General features: G+C 58.1%; 22 protein-coding genes. 6 read left to right on the top strand and 16 right to left on the bottom strand.

Annotated features, from left to right (window positions below; translation table 11 throughout):
• Positions 1–71: 71 nt before the first annotated feature.
• From hpt to dacB, 7 genes are all read right to left on the bottom strand, one after another.
• Positions 72–692 carry a hypoxanthine phosphoribosyltransferase gene (gene hpt, locus A37O_RS0109710; protein ID WP_018297313.1) on the bottom strand — a complete coding sequence of 207 codons (621 nt, stop codon included), beginning with the start codon at positions 690–692 and terminating at the stop codon, positions 72–74.
• Between the two features lie 89 nt (positions 693–781).
• Complete coding sequence (locus tag A37O_RS0109705; protein ID WP_018297312.1) at positions 782–1,723, bottom strand: ABC transporter substrate-binding protein; 942 nt, start codon at positions 1,721–1,723, stop codon at positions 782–784.
• Positions 1,720–2,397: an ABC transporter permease gene (locus A37O_RS0109700; RefSeq protein WP_018297311.1), complete on the bottom strand. Its 678-nt coding sequence runs from the start codon at positions 2,395–2,397 to the stop codon at positions 1,720–1,722. The genes A37O_RS0109705 and A37O_RS0109700 overlap by 4 nt, the downstream gene beginning before the upstream one ends.
• A complete protein-coding gene (locus A37O_RS0109695; protein ID WP_018297310.1) occupies positions 2,394–3,056 on the bottom strand; it encodes an ABC transporter permease in 663 nt (220 codons plus the stop codon). Before A37O_RS0109695 ends, A37O_RS0109700 begins: the two co-directional genes overlap by 4 nt.
• On the bottom strand, positions 3,053–3,874 hold the full coding sequence (locus tag A37O_RS0109690) for an ABC transporter ATP-binding protein (protein WP_018297309.1): 822 nt from the start codon (positions 3,872–3,874) through the stop codon (positions 3,053–3,055). The genes A37O_RS0109695 and A37O_RS0109690 overlap by 4 nt, the downstream gene beginning before the upstream one ends.
• Positions 3,871–4,788, bottom strand: a complete 918-nt coding sequence (tilS, locus tag A37O_RS0109685; protein ID WP_018297308.1) for a tRNA lysidine(34) synthetase TilS — start codon at positions 4,786–4,788, stop codon at positions 3,871–3,873. The genes A37O_RS0109690 and tilS overlap by 4 nt, the downstream gene beginning before the upstream one ends.
• The gene (gene dacB / locus A37O_RS0109680) at positions 4,788–6,050 is read right to left on the bottom strand and encodes a D-alanyl-D-alanine carboxypeptidase/D-alanyl-D-alanine endopeptidase (RefSeq protein ID WP_026196287.1); all 1,263 of its coding nucleotides are present in this window, start codon (positions 6,048–6,050) and stop codon (positions 4,788–4,790) included. Before dacB ends, tilS begins: the two co-directional genes overlap by 1 nt.
• Positions 6,051–6,138: 88 nt before the next feature.
• Here dacB and A37O_RS0109675 point away from each other — a divergent pair, with 88 nt between their 5' ends.
• The 5 genes from A37O_RS0109675 to A37O_RS0109650 all read left to right on the top strand — a co-directional run bounded on the left by A37O_RS0109675 (position 6,139) and on the right by A37O_RS0109650 (position 12,691).
• The gene (locus tag A37O_RS0109675) at positions 6,139–6,612 is read left to right on the top strand and encodes an inorganic diphosphatase (protein ID WP_018297306.1); all 474 of its coding nucleotides are present in this window, start codon (positions 6,139–6,141) and stop codon (positions 6,610–6,612) included.
• 133 nt (positions 6,613–6,745) lie between these two features.
• Positions 6,746–7,429, top strand: a complete 684-nt coding sequence (locus A37O_RS15700; protein WP_245533827.1) for an NYN domain-containing protein — start codon at positions 6,746–6,748, stop codon at positions 7,427–7,429.
• A 587-nt stretch (positions 7,430–8,016) separates the two neighbouring features.
• Positions 8,017–8,325 (top strand): rhodanese-like domain-containing protein, encoded by a 309-nt coding sequence (locus A37O_RS0109660; protein ID WP_018297304.1) that lies wholly within the window; start codon positions 8,017–8,019, stop codon positions 8,323–8,325.
• A 70-nt stretch (positions 8,326–8,395) separates the two neighbouring features.
• Complete coding sequence (locus A37O_RS0109655; RefSeq protein WP_018297303.1) at positions 8,396–8,839, top strand: MarR family winged helix-turn-helix transcriptional regulator; 444 nt, start codon at positions 8,396–8,398, stop codon at positions 8,837–8,839.
• Between the two features lie 3 nt (positions 8,840–8,842).
• Positions 8,843–12,691, top strand: coding sequence for a Pls/PosA family non-ribosomal peptide synthetase (locus A37O_RS0109650; protein WP_018297302.1), 3,849 nt, complete (start codon positions 8,843–8,845; stop codon positions 12,689–12,691).
• Positions 12,692–12,693: 2 nt separating this feature from the next.
• On the opposite strand, the gene A37O_RS0109645 is transcribed toward A37O_RS0109650, so the two are convergent.
• Both A37O_RS0109645 and A37O_RS0109640 read right to left on the bottom strand, forming a co-directional pair.
• A complete protein-coding gene (locus A37O_RS0109645) occupies positions 12,694–13,269 on the bottom strand; it encodes a hypothetical protein (protein ID WP_018297301.1) in 576 nt (191 codons plus the stop codon).
• Positions 13,270–13,339: 70 nt separating this feature from the next.
• On the bottom strand, positions 13,340–13,777 hold the full coding sequence (locus A37O_RS0109640) for a helix-turn-helix domain-containing protein (RefSeq protein WP_018297300.1): 438 nt from the start codon (positions 13,775–13,777) through the stop codon (positions 13,340–13,342).
• A gap of 186 nt (positions 13,778–13,963) precedes the next feature.
• Between A37O_RS0109640 and A37O_RS0109635 the strand changes: the two genes are divergently transcribed.
• On the top strand, positions 13,964–14,635 hold the full coding sequence (locus A37O_RS0109635; RefSeq protein ID WP_018297299.1) for an SDR family oxidoreductase: 672 nt from the start codon (positions 13,964–13,966) through the stop codon (positions 14,633–14,635).
• A gap of 73 nt (positions 14,636–14,708) precedes the next feature.
• Here the strand turns inward: A37O_RS0109635 and A37O_RS0109630 are convergent, their stop codons facing one another.
• From A37O_RS0109630 to A37O_RS0109600, 7 genes are all read right to left on the bottom strand, one after another.
• A complete protein-coding gene (locus tag A37O_RS0109630; protein ID WP_026196286.1) occupies positions 14,709–15,929 on the bottom strand; it encodes an alpha/beta hydrolase in 1,221 nt (406 codons plus the stop codon).
• Between the two features lie 85 nt (positions 15,930–16,014).
• On the bottom strand, positions 16,015–16,806 hold the full coding sequence (locus A37O_RS0109625) for an enoyl-CoA hydratase-related protein (protein ID WP_083912637.1): 792 nt from the start codon (positions 16,804–16,806) through the stop codon (positions 16,015–16,017).
• Positions 16,742–17,641 carry a polyphosphate kinase 2 gene (gene ppk2, locus A37O_RS0109620; RefSeq protein ID WP_026196285.1) on the bottom strand — a complete coding sequence of 300 codons (900 nt, stop codon included), beginning with the start codon at positions 17,639–17,641 and terminating at the stop codon, positions 16,742–16,744. The genes A37O_RS0109625 and ppk2 overlap by 65 nt, the downstream gene beginning before the upstream one ends.
• Before the next feature lie 149 nt (positions 17,642–17,790).
• The gene (locus A37O_RS16675) at positions 17,791–17,937 is read right to left on the bottom strand and encodes a hypothetical protein (RefSeq protein WP_018297295.1); all 147 of its coding nucleotides are present in this window, start codon (positions 17,935–17,937) and stop codon (positions 17,791–17,793) included.
• Positions 17,938–18,032: 95 nt separating this feature from the next.
• Positions 18,033–18,227, bottom strand: a complete 195-nt coding sequence (locus A37O_RS16670; RefSeq protein WP_018297294.1) for a PorH family porin — start codon at positions 18,225–18,227, stop codon at positions 18,033–18,035.
• Between the two features lie 578 nt (positions 18,228–18,805).
• On the bottom strand, positions 18,806–19,102 hold the full coding sequence (locus A37O_RS0109605) for a hypothetical protein (RefSeq protein ID WP_018297293.1): 297 nt from the start codon (positions 19,100–19,102) through the stop codon (positions 18,806–18,808).
• Positions 19,103–19,123: 21 nt separating this feature from the next.
• A complete protein-coding gene (locus tag A37O_RS0109600) occupies positions 19,124–19,336 on the bottom strand; it encodes a hypothetical protein (RefSeq protein ID WP_018297292.1) in 213 nt (70 codons plus the stop codon).
• Between the last annotated feature and the right edge of the window lie 78 nt (positions 19,337–19,414).

Here is a 19,414-nt window from a genome sequence, read left to right as displayed (position 1 = left end):
ACCCCGGAAGTGGTTTATGGGGAATCTACGCCACACTCTTTAACGGGTACAACCGGTACCTGGTTCCGAAGTTAGGAATTCTGGCCCGAGTACACGCGAGGATGCAGCAGACCGACGAATGGAAGGTCGCGGTAGCGCTCGGCGTAATCGAGTCCGTAGCCAACGACGAATTCGTTCGGGATATCGAAGCCGACTTCCATGAGTTCCACATCCGCGGTCTGGATTTCTGGCTTGCGCAGCAGCGTGATTGCGCGCAGGGACTTCGGGTTGCGTCCCTTCAGGTTTTTCATCAGCCACGAAAGAGTCAGGCCGGAGTCGATGATGTCTTCGACGATGAGGACATCGCGGTTCTCAATTTCCTTGTCCAGGTCCTTGAGGATGCGCACGACGCCCGAGGAGGTGGTGGAGTTGCCATAGGAGGACACCGCCATAAACTCCATCTCTGATGGGATGGACAGCGCGCGGGAGAAATCGGTCAGTAGTAATGCAGCGCCCTTGAGCACGCACACGAGGACCAAGTCTTCCTCCGCGTCCTTATATTCCTCGCTGACAATGTCCGCGAGCTCCTTGATGCGCTTGCTCAGCGCCTCTTCGGAGATCAGCACGGCTTCTACATCGTCGCCGTAGCGATTGTCTGGAACGTTGTAGTCCTTGTGATCGTACAGCTCAGTTGTTTCAGTAGTCTCGGCCATCGTTGAATTTTCTCTTTCTGCTCATGAACCCCAGGTGCAATACGGCTATTGTAGTCATTTGCTTTAGGCAGATAACAGGTGATCTCGCACTACTGCTTTAAGTAGTCGCTGGCGATCACTACAGGCTCCGCTTTTTCCTCACCCACGTTGCGCAGATTCATGGCCTCAAGGTCGGCGGTAGTCAGGTCCTTGTTCACTCCGTTGAGGGCGTCAATCGCTTCCTGGGGCACCGCATCTGCTCGGTAGATGGGCAGCACGTTTTGTGGCAGCACCAAGTTTTCCGGATCTTCCAAGGTGACCAGGTCAACTTCGTTACCTTGGCTATCCAGGTGTGGCGAGGTGGAGTAAATATCCGCGACGTTCGCCTCCCCGGACAGCAGCGCCGCAACGGTCAACGGGCCGCCACCATCAGAAATCGCGTTCATGGTGATCTTTTCCGCAGGCACACCGTAGACCTGGGTAAATCCCGGCGGCCCGTAAGGGCGCTCCGCCAGCTCGGGGTTGCCAGCTAAGACAACTTCGTCCAGGTTGGCCAGGTCGGCGATCGAGGTCAGGTCGAAGTCGGCAGCGGTTTCGGACGTGACGACGAAGGCGTCCTTGGATTCGCCCGGCGCGAATTCTCCCGCAGCAAGTCCCTCCGGAAGCACTTCCTGAACCGTTTGGTTCACGGTGTCCGCGTTGGCGCCCTGCTCGATCTCGGCGCCGTAGAATTCAGCGAGGTTACCCGAGTATTCGGGCACGATGTCGATTTCGCCGCTCTCTAGCGCAGAGAGGTAGACCTCGCGGGAGCCAATTCCTGAGGTGACTTCCACGTCGAACCCGTCGGCGCGCAGCTGCTCCGCCCAGATTTGCCCGATGATCTCGGATTCAGGGAAGTTCGCGGTGCCAATCGTGATGGTCTCACCATTTCCGCCCTCGCCTGCCTGTGGGTCTGCCAGCGGGTCGGAGCTAGAGCACGAGGCTAAACCCAAGCCCACAGTCGCGGCAGCAAGTGAGACCACGATTTTTCGCGAGACAGTCAGATCAATCATGTCGGATTCAGTCCTTTCGGCGCGGCCCACTTCTGGCAGGCTGCAAGTAGCAAATCAATGACGAGCGCAAGCGCAGCCACCAGCACAGCTCCGACCAGCATTTGCGGGTAATCCCGTAATGCCAAGCCGTCGATGAGATAGCGACCTAACCCGGATAACCCAATGTAGGCGACAATCGTCGCCGTTGCGAGCACTTGCACGGTGGCCGAGCGGATCCCGCCGATGATCGTCGGTGCTGCTAGCGGCACTTCCACCTGCGATACGATGCCTTGTTCGGAGTAGCCGGTGGCCCGCGCGGAATCGACGACTTGCCGAGGGATCGCGGCCACTCCCGATACCGTCGCGGCCAGCATCGGAGGTATTGCAAGCACGACTAAGACAATCGTTGCAGGTACCACCGGCATCCGGATCCCGATACTCATTTCCAAGGTCAACCAGGTCAAAAGTCCAAGGGAGGGTAGCGCTCGCAGCGCGCCAGAGGCTGCGACGACGGCATTCGCCCCGCGACCCGTATGCCCGATCAATAGGCCGAGTGGCAGCGCGATCACCGCCGCGATGACAACTGCCACCAGGGTGTAGCCCAGATGATCCAGCAGGCGCGTACCAATCCCAGTCGGCCCAGCCCAATTGTCCGCATTAAAGATGAATGTAAAGGCCTCGCTGAGGAAATTCATGCGCTCACCTGCTTACGGGTCCCCTTGCGAGTCCACGGCATCAGCACCTTCCCGCTGAGCACCAGGATCAAGTCACAGATGATCGCCAGCACCACGGTGCCGATCAGCCCGGCCATGATCTGTGTGGGAAAGTTTCGCTGGAACCCCTCGGTAAACAGCGTGCCCAGCGAATGCACGCCAATCAGCGCACCCACCGACACCAGCGAAATTGTCGACGCCGTGACCACCCGCAGCCCCGAGAGGATCACCGGGCCTGCCAGCGGAAAGTCCACCGTGAGCACCCGGCGCACGGTCGAGTACCCCATCGCCACGGCCGATTGCCGTACGTCACCCGGCACGGTATCGAAGGCGTCGGTGCTCGAGCGCACCTGCAGGGCTAATCCGTAGAGTGTCATCGCCACCACCACGTTGACGGGCGAGAGCATCGAGGTTCCCAACACGAGAGGGAGCAAAATAAACAGCGCCAGCGAAGGAATCACATACAACGCACTGGTCAGAGTGACAATCACGTCGCGCAGTCTTCGATAGCGGTGCGCCGCCCACCCAATGGGCAAGGCAATCAGGAAGGCCGCCAGAACCGCAGGCACCGTCAGCAGGAGATGTTCCCATGCCAGCCCTGCTATGCGCGGGAAGTTCTCGACGATCCAACCCCACCTCATTGCTCAGGCCTCGCGTGGGCAATGCCGACAACCTTGCCGTGGGTATCCACCACCACGTCGTGTTCGCCGCGGGTCTCAATATGCAGGCGCCTGGCGTCCAGCCCCACAAAGTGGCGGACATTCTCATTGGCAGGCGCAGTAATAAAGTCCTCGGCGGTGCCCGCCTGCTCAATGTGGCCGCGCTCGCCGAGGAGCACGATGTCGTCGCCAAGCAAAAATGCCTCGTCGATGTCGTGGGTGACCATGACAATCGTCTTGCCCATCGTGGCCTGCAGCTCGAGGACCTCCTGCTGTAGCTCGCGGCGCACAACGGGGTCGACCGCGCCGAAAGGTTCGTCCATGAGCACGATAGTCGGGTCGGCGACCAGTCCGCGCGCCACTCCGACGCGCTGCGCCTGCCCGCCGGAAAGTTCCGCGGGGTAGCGCCCGAACAGGCTGGAATCCAGGTGCACGCGCTCCAGCCACTCCCCCGCGGCCTTCCTGGCATCTGCCTTGCTCGCGCCACTCAGCTTCGCCACCGCGGCGACATTCTCCAGCGCCGTCTTATGCGGCAACAGGCCGGAATTCTGCATGACGTAGCCGATCGAGCGCCGCAGCTGCACCGGATCCTTACCCGCGATGTCTTCCCCATCGATGAGCACGGCACCGCTCGACGGCTCAACCATCCGGTTGACCATCCGCAGCAGCGTGGTCTTGCCGCACCCCGACGGCCCCACGATCACCGTCGTCGACGCCGTGCGCGCCTGATAGTTGAACCCCTCGACCGCGGGCGCGGCCATTCCGGGGTAAACGGCTGAGACATCCTGATACTCAATCATGATTCCTCCAGCGTAGCGCGCAGCCTTCCCTCAATGCGACGCACTTGCAGCCCGCCGCCAACATACACCGGGCCCTGACCGTGCCAGTTCGTGCACAGAGCAAGGACATCGCTTATCGACGATTGACTGGCTCCCACCCCAAGATCATTCAGCCAGCGCGCCACCTTACGCGTGCGCAGCGCCGGTGGGTCGGCGGCGAGGGTGGCACAGTCTGTCGTTGCTTCCAGGCCGGTTTCTAGGTGGGCCTCTATATATGAGTTGTCCTCGGCGATTCTGTTCGCGGTGGTGGCCAAGGGCGAGGTGGCGTCCCCGCCAAGGATCTCGCTGAGCAGCGGGATGACCTCGTGTCGGACACGCACTCGTCGATAAGCGGGATCGTGATTCATCGGGTCGTGCCAGACCTTAAGCCCCAGCTCCTCGCAGGCGGCGACGGTGTCGGCGCGGCGGGTAGTCAAGAGGGGGCGCACCAGTTTTTCGGAGCGCACGCTCATTCCGGCGGGGTTGCCTCGCAGGGCGCCGAGGATGAGAGTCTCAGCCTGGTCGTCGGCGGTGTGGGCGACCCACACGTCGCGGTCCCCGGCCTCGTTGTGCAACGCGGCGTAGCGAGCCTCGCGCGCAGCCGCCTCAATGTTCTCACCTGCGACGTTGACCGCAACCACTCGCGCCGTCACGCCGAGATCGCGGGCCTGTTGTGCAGCGTTTTCTGCCACCTCGCGGGAGCCTTCTTGCAGCCCATGATCCACCACGACGGCGTCGATATTCTTGCCTTCGGCTGCTGCGGCGGCCACAAGGCTTAAGGAATCCGCGCCTCCCGACAGGCCGATTACCGCCGGCCCGTCGAAGGGACGCACCGCCACGCGTAGTCGCATGAAGTGCGGGGAGTGGCGGGGCCAAAACGGCCTTTCGGTGGGCATCAGAAGTCTCGCAGCGAGGACGCCATTTCATCCATCGCCCGGCGCGCCGGTTCGATCTCAACGCCATTGGATAAGAAGGCGAAGGTGTACACGTTGCCCACATCGCTGGTTACCGTGCCCACTAGTGCGTTTACGCCGGTCAGGGTGCCGGTTTTCGCGCGCACCCAGCCCTTGCCTTCGAGATCGCCGTAGCGGGTCACCAACGTTCCTTCGCCACCTGCGACCGGAAGTGTGGTCACCAGTGGGCGCAGCTTCTCGTCGGAGGTGGCGCGCAGCATGATCTCATTGAGCAGTGCTGGCGTAATCAGGTTGTGCTCGGACAGGCCAGAGTTGTCGGCGATGGTGATGCCGGTGAGGTTGAAGCCCTGCTCGCCGAGGACATCCATCGTGACCTGCGGGGCGCGGGTGCCCACCTTCGTCCCGACCTCGCGGCCGATGGCCTCGGCCATGACGTTGTCGGAGTTTTTCATCATTGTTTTTAGGCGATCGATCAGCGGATCCGACTCGACGCTAGCGACCTGTTCGGCGCCTTCGGGGGCGACCGAGTAGCCCACGGTCTGTGCACCGACCTGGTCTGCCACCGCCTGGGCGACGTCGAGCGCTGGTGTGTGCGAGCGAGGCACGTCGCCTTCGGTTTCCCCGATGCGACCGGCGTGGATCATGGCAGGTTCCAGGGGTGCGACGTATCCGCCGTCGACGTTGTCGGGTGCCCACCCGGGCATCAACTTTTCCTGTCCCTCCCAGATGGAGGTGTCAATAAATACCGCGCTTGCCTCTCCGATCTGGCTGGCCAAGTCCTCGATGGTTGCGGCATCCATCCAGACGTCGCCGGCTGCCTTGATCACTACCTCACCGGGGTTATTTCCTGCAACGACCTCGGTGGTCAGCGTGTCTGCTGGATCCAGGGTGTAGAGCGCGGCTGCCGCCGTGAGCACCTTCGTGGAGCTAGCCGGGGTCAGGGGCTGGTCTGAGTGGGCGTCGAACACTGTCTCGCCTGTCGATGCGTCCGAGATCTGCGCATGGAAAATGCCCAGGTCTTCGTTGTCGGCGTACGCCTGCAGTGTCGCGGTCAGCGCCTGCTGATCCACCGGGTCGGGTGTTGCAGGAACCAGCACTGAGTCGGCCTCCGGCAGTTCATACGCCGGGGCCACCTCCAGCTCGGAGACCTGATCATGAACGTAATAGCCGGTGCCTGCCACTGCGCCAACAACGCCGAGAGCCACCACGGTTCCTACTACGCCTGCGATTTTCTTGCCACTCATCAGCAACCACAGTAGTCCACGGTAAGGTGGTTACTGATTTACACATCCCGCAAAGTTTTGGTTTGAAGCGAATAAGGAGATTGCCACAATGGCCATCGAAGTCACCATCGAGATTCCTAAGGGTTCCCGCAACAAGTACGAGGTCGACCACGAGACTGGCAAGGTCTACCTCGACCGTTACCTGTTCACCCCAATGGCCTACCCAGCCGACTACGGCTACATCGACCACACCTTGGCCGACGATGGCGACCCACTGGACGCGCTCGTGATCACCCCAGAGCCAGTGTTCCCCGGCGTGATTGTCAAGGCTCGCCCCATCGGCGTGTTCAAGATGACCGACGAAGCTGGCGGCGACGATAAGCTGCTCTGCGTCCTCGATGACGTCCGCTACGACAACTTCCAGGACATCGACGACGTCTCCCAGTTCCTCAAGGACGAGATCGAGCACTTCTTCGTGCACTACAAGGACCTGGAGCCAGGCAAGGAAGTCAACGGCTCGGGCTGGGGAAACCGCGCAGAGGCTGAGGAGATCCTCAAGGCTTCCGTCGAGGCGTACAAGTAGGCTCTATTTACCGGCTCTCACCTTCGGTGGGAGCCGGTTTTTGCGTTTCTTTCGCATGTCTTCTAAGAATTTGCTACGCTAAAGCCCAATAACACCCTTGCCGTTGACCCTCCGTTTATCAAGGAGAGCGCCGATGACAAGGGTAAAAATAATTCTCACTTACTTTAAGGTGCCGGGATTGGGGAAGTCTTCAAATAAGCGCTCTTATTCCACACGCCCAATTGTTACGGCAGTCTTAGTCGATGGCGGATTTTACCGTCGTCGCGCCTTCAGCTTGTTCGGAGACAAATCTCCCGATGACCGAGCACAGGAATTGGTTACGTACTGTCGTCGTCATATCACGGAATCGCGGAGTAGCTTGTATCGCATTTTCTATTACGATTGCCCGCCTTCTGAGAAAGTTATCTTCCACCCCCTTTCAAGAAAACAAGTAAATCTTGGGAAGAGTGACCAGTTTCAGTGGACCAATCAATTCTTTGCTGCTCTGACTAAGAAACGTAAAGTTGCTCTTCGCCGAGGAGAAGAGTTAGAAACGCAGCGCGGATACACACTGAAATCAAAACCTCTTAAGCAACTGTGCAACGGAGCAATTTCAGTTAGTGATCTCACTGAAGATGACTTCCTCCTCGAAATTACTCAAAAGGGCGTGGACATGCGTATCGGCCTTGATATCGCTTCGCTTGCTGAGCGCGGCACCGTCAATCAAATAGTTATGATCACCGGCGAAAGTGACTTTGTGCCAGCAGCAAAGCACGCCCGACGTGAAGGAATCGATTTTGTCCTTGACCCACTTTGGGCAACGGTAACCCGAGCTTGAGTGAACACGTTGACGGAATTCGGCAATGTGTTCTCAATGCGCCGAAAAATACCAATGATCCACTCCACGTAAGTCAGCTTGGGGGTAAGAAAGTCCAGTCACCTCTACCTGAAGATGATGAAGAGCTTTAGAAAAGGGTGGAATTCCACCCAGAGCAGTTTTTCAGGTGACATTGTCAATACTCGCCAAGTGCGCGTTTTCAGGATGACCGAAGAGGTTGAGGTGCCCATCACAGCCTCGGTCGAGGCTTACAAAAAGTCTTCGCTGCTTCTTCGGGTCGGCTTCCACTGCATTGGGCGGCCGGCTTGTCCATTGGCCGGGGGTTATGAGGCGGCTGCAGATCAATGGTTACAGATCCCTGTAAGAGGATCCCGGGGTACGGAGGTCACAGCTCTGGTGGCTCGAGACTCGAAAACGCTCTGACCGCGGCAGCCCGGGATCCTCTCCCTGGGATGTGTCACCGGGCACCACCATGCGCCATACTCTGCCCTGCCTAGGGTCAAACCAACCCGCAACCCCAGACCCCGCCGAATTTCCGTCCCGTCACGAGCACGCCACAACCCGCCACCCGCGTAGACTCAACGACTATGAAAGAAGTCAACGTAAACGAAGTCCCAGCCGGCGCCCAGTTCATCGATGTCCGCGAGCGTGATGAGTACGCGGAAGCTCACGCAGAAGGCACCGTCAACCTGCCACTGAGCGAGTTCACCACTCTCGCCGATCAGATCGACCCTGACCAGCCCGCATACATCATCTGCCGTTCCGGTGGACGCAGCGCCCAGGCCGCAGAATACCTGGAGCAGGCCCGTGGTTGGGACAACGCAATCAATGTCCTGGGCGGCACCCTCGAGTGGATTGAGAAGGACCTGCCTACCGTTCGCCCAGCTGGCGAATAAGACCACCGAATAATGGTTGGCCGACGCCAATCATTTTACAACCCGACGATTGTTGCCTACCATATGATCTATGGCAACAAATCTTGATCTCCCTGCAGCTCTTGTTACCTCGCCATCCTTCCAGGTGGAGCGGGTCCGTCGTCGGACCCGCGACGAGGTCGAGCCTGTCCTGAACTCCAATGGCACGACCATGCGCGAGTACTGGGTTCTGACGTGCATCGTCGACCAGAACGCCGCCAGCCAGTCCCATCTTTCCGAGATGCTGGCCATTGATGCCTCTGATATGGTCCGCTTGATTGATTCTTTAGAAAAGAACGGTTGGGCGTCCCGCGAGCGTGACCCGGCAGACCGTCGTCGTCAGATTGTTGCGCCAACCAAAGAGGGCACAAAAATGCAGGCCAAACTTTCCAAGCTCGTCACCGCCGCGGAAGACCGCGCACTGGATGCAACCACCACCAAGCAGCTCAAGCACCTGCGCAAGCTAGCTAAGGCCATCCTTCAGGAAGAGGGATAGTCAGTGCAGCAGTTCCTTGCCGGTGACAGAGCGCCGGACCCCCGCACCCTGATCGATGTTTTCATCCATACCGCTACCGAGAATCCCGAGGCAGCGGCTATCGACGATGGCGACATCATCACCTACTCCGAACTCCTCGAAGACGTCCAGGCTTGGGCGTCCGAATTACACCGCAATGGCATCCGCCGTGGCGACCGGATCGGTGTGCGCATGACCAGTGGCTCGAAAGAGCTCTACACCGCCATTTTGGCCACCATGTACGCTGGCGCGGCCTACGTCCCCGTCGACGCTGATGACCCCGATGAGCGCGCCGAGCTGGTCTTTTCCGAGGCCGGCATCGACGGCCTGTTCAGCGACGATGGATTCCGCATGTTGTCACCCGAGCACGAGGGTGACACGGAGCTTCCTTCGCTTAGCGACGATGCCTGGATCATTTTCACCTCCGGTTCCACCGGCACCCCAAAGGGTGTGGCAGTGAGCCATCGGTCCGCAGCTGCGTTCGTCGATGCGGAAGCGCGCATCTTTTGCGCCGATAACCCGCTGGGCACCGAGGACCGCGTTCTCGCAGGTCTCTCTGTCGCCTTCGACGCCTCCTGTGAAGAAATGTGGCTGGCGTGGCGCTCCGGTGCCTGTCTCGTTCCGGCACCTCGTGCGCTGGTGCGCTCCGGCCAGGACTTGGGTCCGTGGCTGATTCGCCGCGACATCACCGTTGTGTCCACCGTTCCTACCCTGGCAGGTCTGTGGCCTGCTGAGGCACTCGATAATGTTCGCCTGCTCATCGTGGGCGGCGAGGCGTGTTCTTCGGAGCTCGTCGACCGTTTGGCCACACCAGAACGCGAAATGTGGAATACCTATGGGCCGACAGAGGCCACCGTGGTTGCTTCTGCAACGCAGCTCTACCCCGGGAAACCGGTGGGTATTGGTCTTCCGCTTGATGGCTGGGACCTCGCTGTCGTCGATAAGCAAGAAAACCAAGTCGGCCTCGGAGAGGTCGGCGAGCTTGTCATCGGCGGCGTGGGTCTGGCTCGCTACCTCGACCCCGCGAAGGACGCCGAGAAGTACGCACCGTGGGGCGACTGGGAGCGCGCATACCGCTCCGGCGACCATGTGCGCATGGAGGAAGACGGCCTCTACTTCGTTGGGCGTATCGACGACCAGGTGAAAATCGGTGGCCGCCGCATTGAGCTCGGTGAGGTGGACGCAAACGTTGCCGCCCTTGACAACGTGTACAACTCGGCCGTGGCCGTGCAAAAGACCGGCGCGGGTGATTCCGTGCTGGTGGGCTACGTGTCGCTGGAGAATCCTGAGGAAGGATTCGATCACCAAGCTGCCCACGAGCAATTGGCCGAAACCATGCCTGCCGCGCTCGTGCCACGCATTTGCGTAATGGACGAACTGCCGGTGACTACCTCCGGCAAGGTAGACAAGAAGTCTCTGCCGTGGCCACTGCCTGGCGTTGGTGTGGAGGCCGTGGGTCTCTCCGCCACCGAGGCATGGCTGGCGGAGATCTGGGTCGATGTGCTTGGCGTAGCCGTGGAAGATAAGGACGCTGACTTCTTCGAGCTTGGCGGCTCCTCGCTGGCTGCGGCGACGTTGGTCGCTCGGATTCGCGAGAAGGTCCCCACCGTTGCGGTGCGCGACCTCTACGACCAGCCCCGTCTGGAAAAACTGGCCGAGACCGTGGACCGAATCGCTGAAGAAACCGGTGTTGACATGGGCTCTCAACAGCCCATTGAGACACGCGTGGTCCAGCCAGTCGGCGCGGGAATGCGCATCAAGCAGACGCTATTCCAGGTCGTCGCGATGACACTGAAGGCAGCTAGCTTTGTCTCCTCATGGTTGATCATCTCGAATGTGCTCGTGCTGCTGGGGATCGACTGGGCGGTGCATACCAACTGGTGGCTGGCCGTCGGCCTGTTTATCGTGTTTGGCACTCCTTTCGGCCGAATTCCTATCGGTGCTCTCGGCGCTCGTATGCTCACCGCCGACATTAAGCCCGGCGACTATAAGCGTGGCGGCTCACAGCACTTCCGGATCTGGGCCGCCGAGCGCTGGGCTGATGCCTCCGGTTCGCAGTCGGTTTCCGGCGCGACCTGGGTCAACTACTACGCCCGCATCTTAGGCGCGAAGATCGGCAAGGGCGTCGACCTGCACTCGCTTCCTCCCGTCACCGGCCTGCTCACTCTCGGTGACCACGCCGCGGTGGAGCCTGAGGTGGATCTGACTGGTTACTGGGTCGACGGCGATATTCTGCACGTCGGCGAGATCGTGATCGGCGAGGACGCCCGCATTGGCGCGCGCTCCACGCTGCTGCCGGGAACCAAGATTGGTGCCGACGCCCACGTCGAAGCCGGCTCCACCGTCACCGGCGACAAGAACATCAAGAAGGGCGCGCGTTGGTCCGGTTCGCCAGCTAAGAAGGTGGGCCGTTCCAAGCACCGTTTCCCTGAGGAGCATCCACCACGTCGTTCTTACTGGGTGTGGGGCTACGGCCTGACATCCATCGCGCTGGAGATCCTGCCGATGGTCGGTGCCCTCCTGGCCATCGCCGTGGTCGTCTGGTTAATCCAGACCACCGGCGGCAGCCCTTATATCGGCGCCGTGCTCTTCGCACCACTTGGTGCACTCGTCCTCTTCGCGTTCACCATGGTGGCCACTTGGCTCGGCGTTCGCCTCCTGTCCATCGGGCTGAAACCCGGTGTGACACCTGTGCGCTCGCACAAGGGCTGGCGCATCTGGACGATCACACGGCTTATGGACGACGCCCGCACCCGCCTCTTCCCGCTCTACGCCGGCGCGCTCACCCCGCTGTGGCTGCGCTCGCTCGGCGCGAAGATCGGCAAGGACGTCGAGGTATCCACGGCCGTCATGGTGCCAAAGCTTTCCGAAGTCAAAGACGGAGCATTTCTTGCCGACGACACCCTGCTCGGCGGCTATGAGCTCGGCGGTGGTTGGATGATGACCGGCGAATCCGTGGTGGGCAAACGCTCCTTCGTGGGTAACTCGGGTATCACCTCGCCTGGCCGCAAGCTCTCAAAGAACTCACTGGTTGCCGTGCTCTCGTCGACGCCAAAGAAGGCGAAAGCTGGCTCCAACTGGTGGGGCTCGCCACCGGAGAGGATGCGCCGTGTCGAGGTGGATACTGAAGGCGGAGAATCCCGTACCTATTCCCCATCACGTGGCCTGAAGATTGCTCGCGGTCTCATTGAGACCCTGCGACTTTTGGCTCCGATCACCTTCGTGATGATCGCCGCGGGCATCCTTGCTGCCATGCACTTCTTGCTGGTTCAGGTTGGCGTTTGGGCGCCGTTCGCCTTCGGCGGACTGATCCTCATGGCTGCCGGCGTAGTAGCCATGGTGGTAACCGTTGTTGCCAAGTGGGTCTGCGTGGGCACGCACCTCAAGGGCGACCACCCGCTGTACAGCTGGTTTGTCTGGCTCAATGAGCTCCAAGACACCTTCGTCGAAGCAGTTGCGGCACCGTACTTCCTCATTCCTGCCACCGGCACTGGTGAGCTCAACGTGGCTCTGCGCGCGCTTGGTGTCAAGATTGGTAAGGGTGCTTGGATTGAGTCGTACTGGTTCCCAGAAACTGACCTGTGTTATGTCGGCGACGGCGCAACTGTGGGACCGGGAACCGTGGTGCAGACCCACCTCTTCCAGGACCGCGTGATGAGCCTGGATACCGTGGAAATCGGTGCCGGGGCAACTCTGGCGGCACACTCGGTGGCGTTGCCCGCGTCGTCGATAGGCGACGGTGCGACCGTGTGGCCTGGCTCGCTGATGATGCGTGGCGACAAGGTGCCTGGCTCTACCGTGTGGCAGGGCAACCCGATCGAGCCTCGGGGTTAGAGCTACATTCGCTGTGCCAGTTCAGACAGTTCTTGTTTGACGGTGCACACGAATTCCGGGCACCCTGCGTCCTTCAAAGCCTGATCGATCTTTTTCGGATTTTTTCTTCGGCCCCAATACTCGAACTGGTTTTGAACTGCGGGTCCGAGGCATGCTGGATTTGAGCTAATCACCAAATCAAAAAACTCATCCGGATGATAGACCTCATAAGTTTCGTCATCTGGATATTTAGTAAAGTCTTTCGCATCATTGAATGTAAGCAGCATGTGCACGTTATTGCTCGAGGCTGCAGCATGGACGTGATAGTCGTGTTTGTCATTTCCTGTGAATTCCAAATCACCAGGGAAAGTCAGTTCAGAATCATCCATCACTGCCTTCACCATCTCGATCCGCTTGGTGATAGTCGAGCTCGGAGCTTTTGGATTGCAACGCCGCGAGACTCTTATTGTCTCGGCCAGAATATCGTCAGTGGCAAGCAGCGAATACATCTCCTTATTCTGCTGCTTCAAGTGGAAGAGCCAATCGAGGACTGTCCTACTTGCTAGTACATTGGCATCAACAAGAACTTTCTGCGTCACAATTCTTTAGAATACGCATGATGAAGGAAAGAGCGACCGGAATCGGTCGCTCTTTTAGACTGCGCTCTAACTAGTCATCGAAGAGATCATCATTCTGATCATTGAACTCTCGTAGATCTCTGAACGCCTTATCTTTCTCCGCTTCACGCTGTGCCTTAAACTTCAGCACGTCCTCTCGGCGAAAACGAGTATGAGATTTTACTTTGTGCGAAGGAATGGCCCCTTCCTTTGCCCATTTCATCAGTGTCGGGCGCGAAATACCCAAGAAGTCCGCAGCTGTGGTGCTCGAAAGCTCTTCCGGCATCCGGGAAACAGTAAATTCACCCGATTCCGCAATTGAATGCAACGCCTGCAAAAGCAATGCTTCGACATCCTTTGAAACTGGAATCGGTTTCCCATCCGCCTGAGAGATCTTAAGCGAGGCATTCTCAGACAAATTCATCTCTCGAACGTCGTTGATGGTGCTTTCATTTATAACGACTTGACCTTCAAGTATTGCGCTACTCATTTTGCACCTCCTTGCACTGTAGAGTCACACGCACGATATTTTCACTTGTAAGTGTAACAGGAAATGTACAACCACCCCCTCCCAATTGCAATTCGATTTGCAACCCGATCGAGCCGCGGGGTTAGACAATTTAGAAGCGCGTACGATGGTGATAAACGCATTTCCTCAATGTTTTAAGGAGAAGTCGTGTACACAATCACCATCATCGGAGGCCACGGCAAGGTTGCACTGCGCACCGCCCCTCTTCTCGTAGAGGCAGGCCACACGGTTAAATCGGTTATCCGCAACCCAGACCATGCCGAGGATGTCTCGGCTACCGGGGCCACACCAGTCGTCGCCGATATTGAGAATATGGACGCTGACGAGACCGCCAAGCTCCTCGAGGGCAGTAACGTTGTCGTCTGGGCAGCTGGCGCGGGTGGCGGAAACCCCGACCGCACGTGGGCCGTCGACCGCGACGCGGCCATCCGCACGATGGACGCCGCGCAGTCGCTCGGTATCCACCGCTTCATTATGGTCTCGTACTTCAATACGCGGTTGAAGAATGGACGCGTGCCGGGCATCGTCGAAAGCGATGGCATGTACGCCTACTACAACGCGAAGTCGCAGGCCGACGAGCACCTCAAGATGGGCGGGCTGGACTGGACCATTCTAGGTCCTTCCGGGCTCACGCTCGATGAGCCGAGTGGCAAGATCACCGTGGATAACAGCGGTGCGCAAGTTGATAATCAGGTCCCTACTACCGCGCGCGGAAACGTGGCCCAGGCGATCGCTGCGGCAGTGGAAAATCAATCCTCGATTGGCAAGCTATTCTCGTTCCACGACGGGGACACCCCGATCGCAGAGGCGATCCGGTAGTAGCCAGACGAAAAACAAAGTGGGCCGCATCCTTTCGGGTGCGGCCCACTTGCTTCTGTAACAGCTAAAAAACCTAGTACAGCGCTGGGCGAATAAACTCCCAAGCCGGCTCAAGCTCTTCCCTAAAGTTTTGCCAATCATGCAGGCCGTGGCCCTTGTAATGCACCATATGGTTGGTGGCGCCTTCGCACGACAGGGCACGGTCCAGTTCACGAGTACAGGTCAGCACACCGCGCTCGAGAACACTGCCGATTGCCAAAGTGGCCGTTTCAACCGCATCAATGTCTCGTTCCGGGTCAACGCTGCCATCCGCCGAGGACAGGTACACCGGCATAGTCAGCAATCCGGAAGGATCGCCCGGAACATCGTGTCGCACCCATTCCTCCGAGCCTTGTGGGCCCCACATGTTTTCGGCCTTCGCCCCGCGCGCTTCGGGAACAAGCCGCGAGATCTGGGAGCCGACCGGGGACATCGTCGAGTAGCAACCGGAGATGCCAAAGGTTGCGTCGAATACATCCGGGTTCGCGTTAGCCAAATGCACGGCGCCGGTCGCACCCATGGACAGCCCGCCAATTGCATGATTGCCGTTAAAGGAAATGTCGGACTGTGCCTCGATGAGCGGCAGGAGTTCCTCGACGATGAAGGTCTCCCACTTCTGGCGGCCGAGCACCTCGTCGTCGGACTCCCAATCGGAGTACCAGGTGCCGTTCGCATCGAGCGGGAATACCAAGGTCGCAGCCTCATCGGCGAAGACCCGTTTCAGGTCTTCGTGGCCCGGCCCGTAGAGCCAACCAGAGCGAACGGGCGCGTTAATGCCGTCGAGAAGCGTGACAATTGGCCCCGCCTCAGTGGTTTGTGGTCGGACGTCGACAAGAATATTGCGCCCCATCGACGGCGACGCCACTGTCCAGCGCTCAACGCCGAGACCCGCAGCCGGAGAATCCACCCGGGAGATCAGCTCGACTTGAGTAATCGTTTCATCAACTGGGTACGGGTAGTTGCCTGGCACTTCCTGAAACTCCGCAGGAATCGCGAAATTGCTCGAACCAATCAGACCCAGCGAGCTCAGCAAGACGTCGATGCTCGCACCCGATGATCCAGGTCGTTCACTCGAGGCAAGCGTCCACGCGCGGAGGACATTTTCCAACTGGGAATCGTTCAAGTCACCGGCACTTGGAATAGAAGAGCCATTGCTTGACGACGATTCCTGTGCGTTCACTGGATATGCAGCGATCGTGCCTGCTAGCACTAGAGACACAACTGCAGCAAGTATCGATTTACCTGTGATTCTCATGCATAAAACCCTACATGATGTTACAGGTGTTACTGAAGTGATTTAAGTTGCGGGGGTAATTAACCTCCGCAGCACGCGTGTAGCACTACCGGCCGGTGAACTTCGGTTCCCGGCCTTCTTTGCGCGCTCGGGTGACCTCCACATGATCATCCGAGTTCCAGGCTTCCTCACGCGCCTCATTGCGCTCGGCGAAGGAAAACGCATCGCGTGCGAACTCCATCTTTAACTGCTTGATGGTCAGCGGCGCCTTCGTAGATATCTCAGTAGCCATCTCAATGGCATCGTCCAAGGTGCCCTGCCGCAACGCAAAACCACAATCAACGGCCTCACTAGAAGGCAGAACCCAGCCGTAGAGCAGCATGGCGCGCGCACGCGATCCGCCCACCAGGCTCTCAAGCGCCTCCACCGTCGCGGCATCCACGCCGATGGCCATATCCGAGACCGGAATGCGGAACCCAGCTATGGGCGATGCGATACGAATATCGCAGGCCATAGCCAACATGGCACCCGCGCCGATGGCCTGGCCGTTTACAAAAGCAACGATCGGGATGGGCAATGTGGCCATGGTCTGGATCAAGTGCTCGATAGCGGGATAGAGCTCTCCATGAAAGTCCGTCTCATCGAGGTCCGCGCCCGCACTAAACACCGACCCAGCTCCGGTCAGCACGATGGTTCGAGCACCGTCTGCCACGCACTTTTCCAAGGCAGCAACGAGCTCTGCACAGAGTTCGACGCTGAGCGCATTTCGCTTCTCATCCCGATTAATCGTCAGCACACAGACAGCACTGTCGACTTCGCGGGTTATCACCGCATTAGTCACCGATCTGATCACGACCTCGCTTGACCAAAAGCGGGTCAGGCTGACCAACCAGCTCATGGTCCTTGTTGGTGTATTCAAACTTGCTCAGGATGTAGCGCATCGCGTTGATACGCGCGCGCTTCTTATCGTTGGACTTGATGGTCACCCATGGCGACTCATCCGTGTCCGTGTAGCGGAACTGCTCTTCCTTCGCGCGGGTGTAGTCATCCCACTTGTCCAGGGAGGCCAGGTCCATTGGGGACAGCTTCCACTGACGCACAGGGTCGACCTGGCGGATAGCGAAGCGGGTGCGCTGCTCCTTACGGGTCACCGAGAACCAGAACTTGGTCAGCGAGATGCCGGAGCCCAGGATCATGTTCTCCAGCATAGGAACCTCACGCAGAAACTCTGCGTGCTGAGATTCGGTGCAGAAGCCCATCACGCGCTCGACACCGGAGCGGTTGTACCAGGAGCGGTCAAAGAAGACGATCTCGCCGGCTGCCGGGAAGTGCGCGATATAACGCTGGAAGTACCACGAGGTGCTCTCTTTCGGGGAGGGCTTCTCCAGAGCGACAGTGCGCGCACCACGAGGGTTGAGGTGCTCGTTGAAGCGCTTGATGCTGCCACCTTTGCCAGCGGCATCGCGGCCTTCGAACAGGATAATGTGACGCTGACCAGTTTCTTTCGTCCAGTTTTGCCACTTCAAAAGCTCGATCTGTAATGCGCGCTTGGTGTGCTCGTATTCCTTACGCGTCATGCGCTCTTCATAGGGATAGTTTTCGCGCCAGGTCTCAATAGGAGTGCCTTCGGCGGTGAGAAGAACGGGATCGTCCTCATCGGAATCATCGACGGTATAACCCGCGGTTTCCGCGAGATTGATCATCGGTAGTTCGTCATCCTTGTGGTCAGCCATGTTCTAGATATTACAGCGCAGGAACGGATGTCGCCCGACGACGTGAGTTTTTGTTTCTCGACGATTGCCTACCCCGAATTTGGGCATGAAAAAACCCACCGCCTTCGCGGTGGGTTTAATTACGCCTTTAGTAAAGACGCGGGAGTTACTTATGCAACCAGGCCGATGAGCTTAGAAGCAGCCTCTGCCCAAGTAGCGATTGGCTTGATGAGGTCAACGAGAGCGTCGACGATGCCGGTGGAGGACAGTGCGTTCCAGTCGAGGAGCAGGTTGGAAGAGGTTTCAGAGTTCGACATGTTTTTCTCCTTGAGAAAGTGGTGCGTGTATATCACGCACCAGCGATGTGATTGTGATTGTGAAGCTATGCGACGACTAAGCCGTCACGAAGTTACTACTCGGAAGAACCGGAAGACAGGGAAGAACCGTCGAGGATAGAAGAGGTTACGTCGATGCCAGCCTCAGCGCCACCGTCAACGAAAGAGCTGAGGGACTGAAGGATGACTGCAGGAGCCTGCAGGAACTCGCCGATGTTCTTGCCGAAGGTTGCGAAGTCACCGAGCAGGTCGCCGATAAGGGAAAGATCCATGATGTTTCTCCATCTGAGAAGGGCCAGCGGAGCTGGCAAGTATTTGACAGTTAGCTGACACCCCTCAGGGGCGCCATCGATGAATATTCTTGCACACTTCTTAAGCCTGTCAACAGGAAAAAGCCAAATTAGTTTTAGCTTCTGTAACCGAACAGTGATTAACCCGTGGTTCATCTTTAATCATTTGCTGACAGGCCCCTACCATCAACCTGCAAGTATCCAATAGGGAATATTTAACTTAGTACTAATTTTTTCAATCCGTGTAACATGCACACGCGCTTTTCGATAGAGGGAAAGTTACGCACCTCACACAATCGGACACTGTGTAGGAGTACCCCCAGATAGGGTGAAATCCTTCGACTTGTCTTAGTTTATTGAACTTGTTTTCCAGCACCTGCGTGCGCGAAATGGCTCTGTCTCCCAGATGGGACATATCCCGACTGCTTGATTGGAATCCCCAACACTCTTTTTTAATCCTCGATCCACGTCACGAATGGAGCTAGCAATCCAGCGGGCCTTAAGTCAGGTCTGCATAGCGTAAAGGACCACCTCCCAGTCCGGTGAGGCGGTCTCTTAGGCTATGTATGCGGTCCTATGTACAGGGCTACAATTGTTGATTCTCCCCACCACGACCAATGGATTCTCCACGCACCCGGGGTATTATTCTCAATATATGAAATATAGATATTTTCGTCCCCAGCTTTCTTCCCTTGAAAGATGTGCGTGTTAAAGCTGGGGTAAGTGGGGCCATGCTCTTCCAAGAGACGCTGGGCTTTTCTGAGTTTTATCCGTTTGGCCGGGTTCTTTTTAATAGCCTTTTTAAGGTCTGCCTGGGCAGAAATCGCTATTTTGAACGTATATTTTCTCTCGGCCATGTGGTTCAGATTGGATTTCGATTAGAAGTCGAAGTCGACGAAGCGCCCGTCGAGAAAATCTTCGATGCTTTCATTCAAGACTGCAAGGCTATCTGGGTTGGAGAAAACTTCCATATTTTCGTCGTCCACTTCTTCGCGAAGTACGTAGATAAAGTCTCCGTTTGCGTCTTGAAACTTCACGTACTGGTTGTGGCCGCCGCAGGTGGTCGAGTTTTCGGACAGTGATAGTGCCATTGCTGCGGTCCTTTCTTTAAGAGTCAGTTCCACCTGAGTTTAGGCTTGCAGTGGAATTCTGTAAATCTATTCTTTCAC

Source organism: Corynebacterium lubricantis DSM 45231 (assembly GCF_000379425.1).
Taxonomy (GTDB): Bacteria; Actinomycetota; Actinomycetes; order Mycobacteriales; family Mycobacteriaceae; genus Corynebacterium; species Corynebacterium lubricantis.
This window is presented reverse-complemented; position numbering and strand designations above follow the sequence as displayed.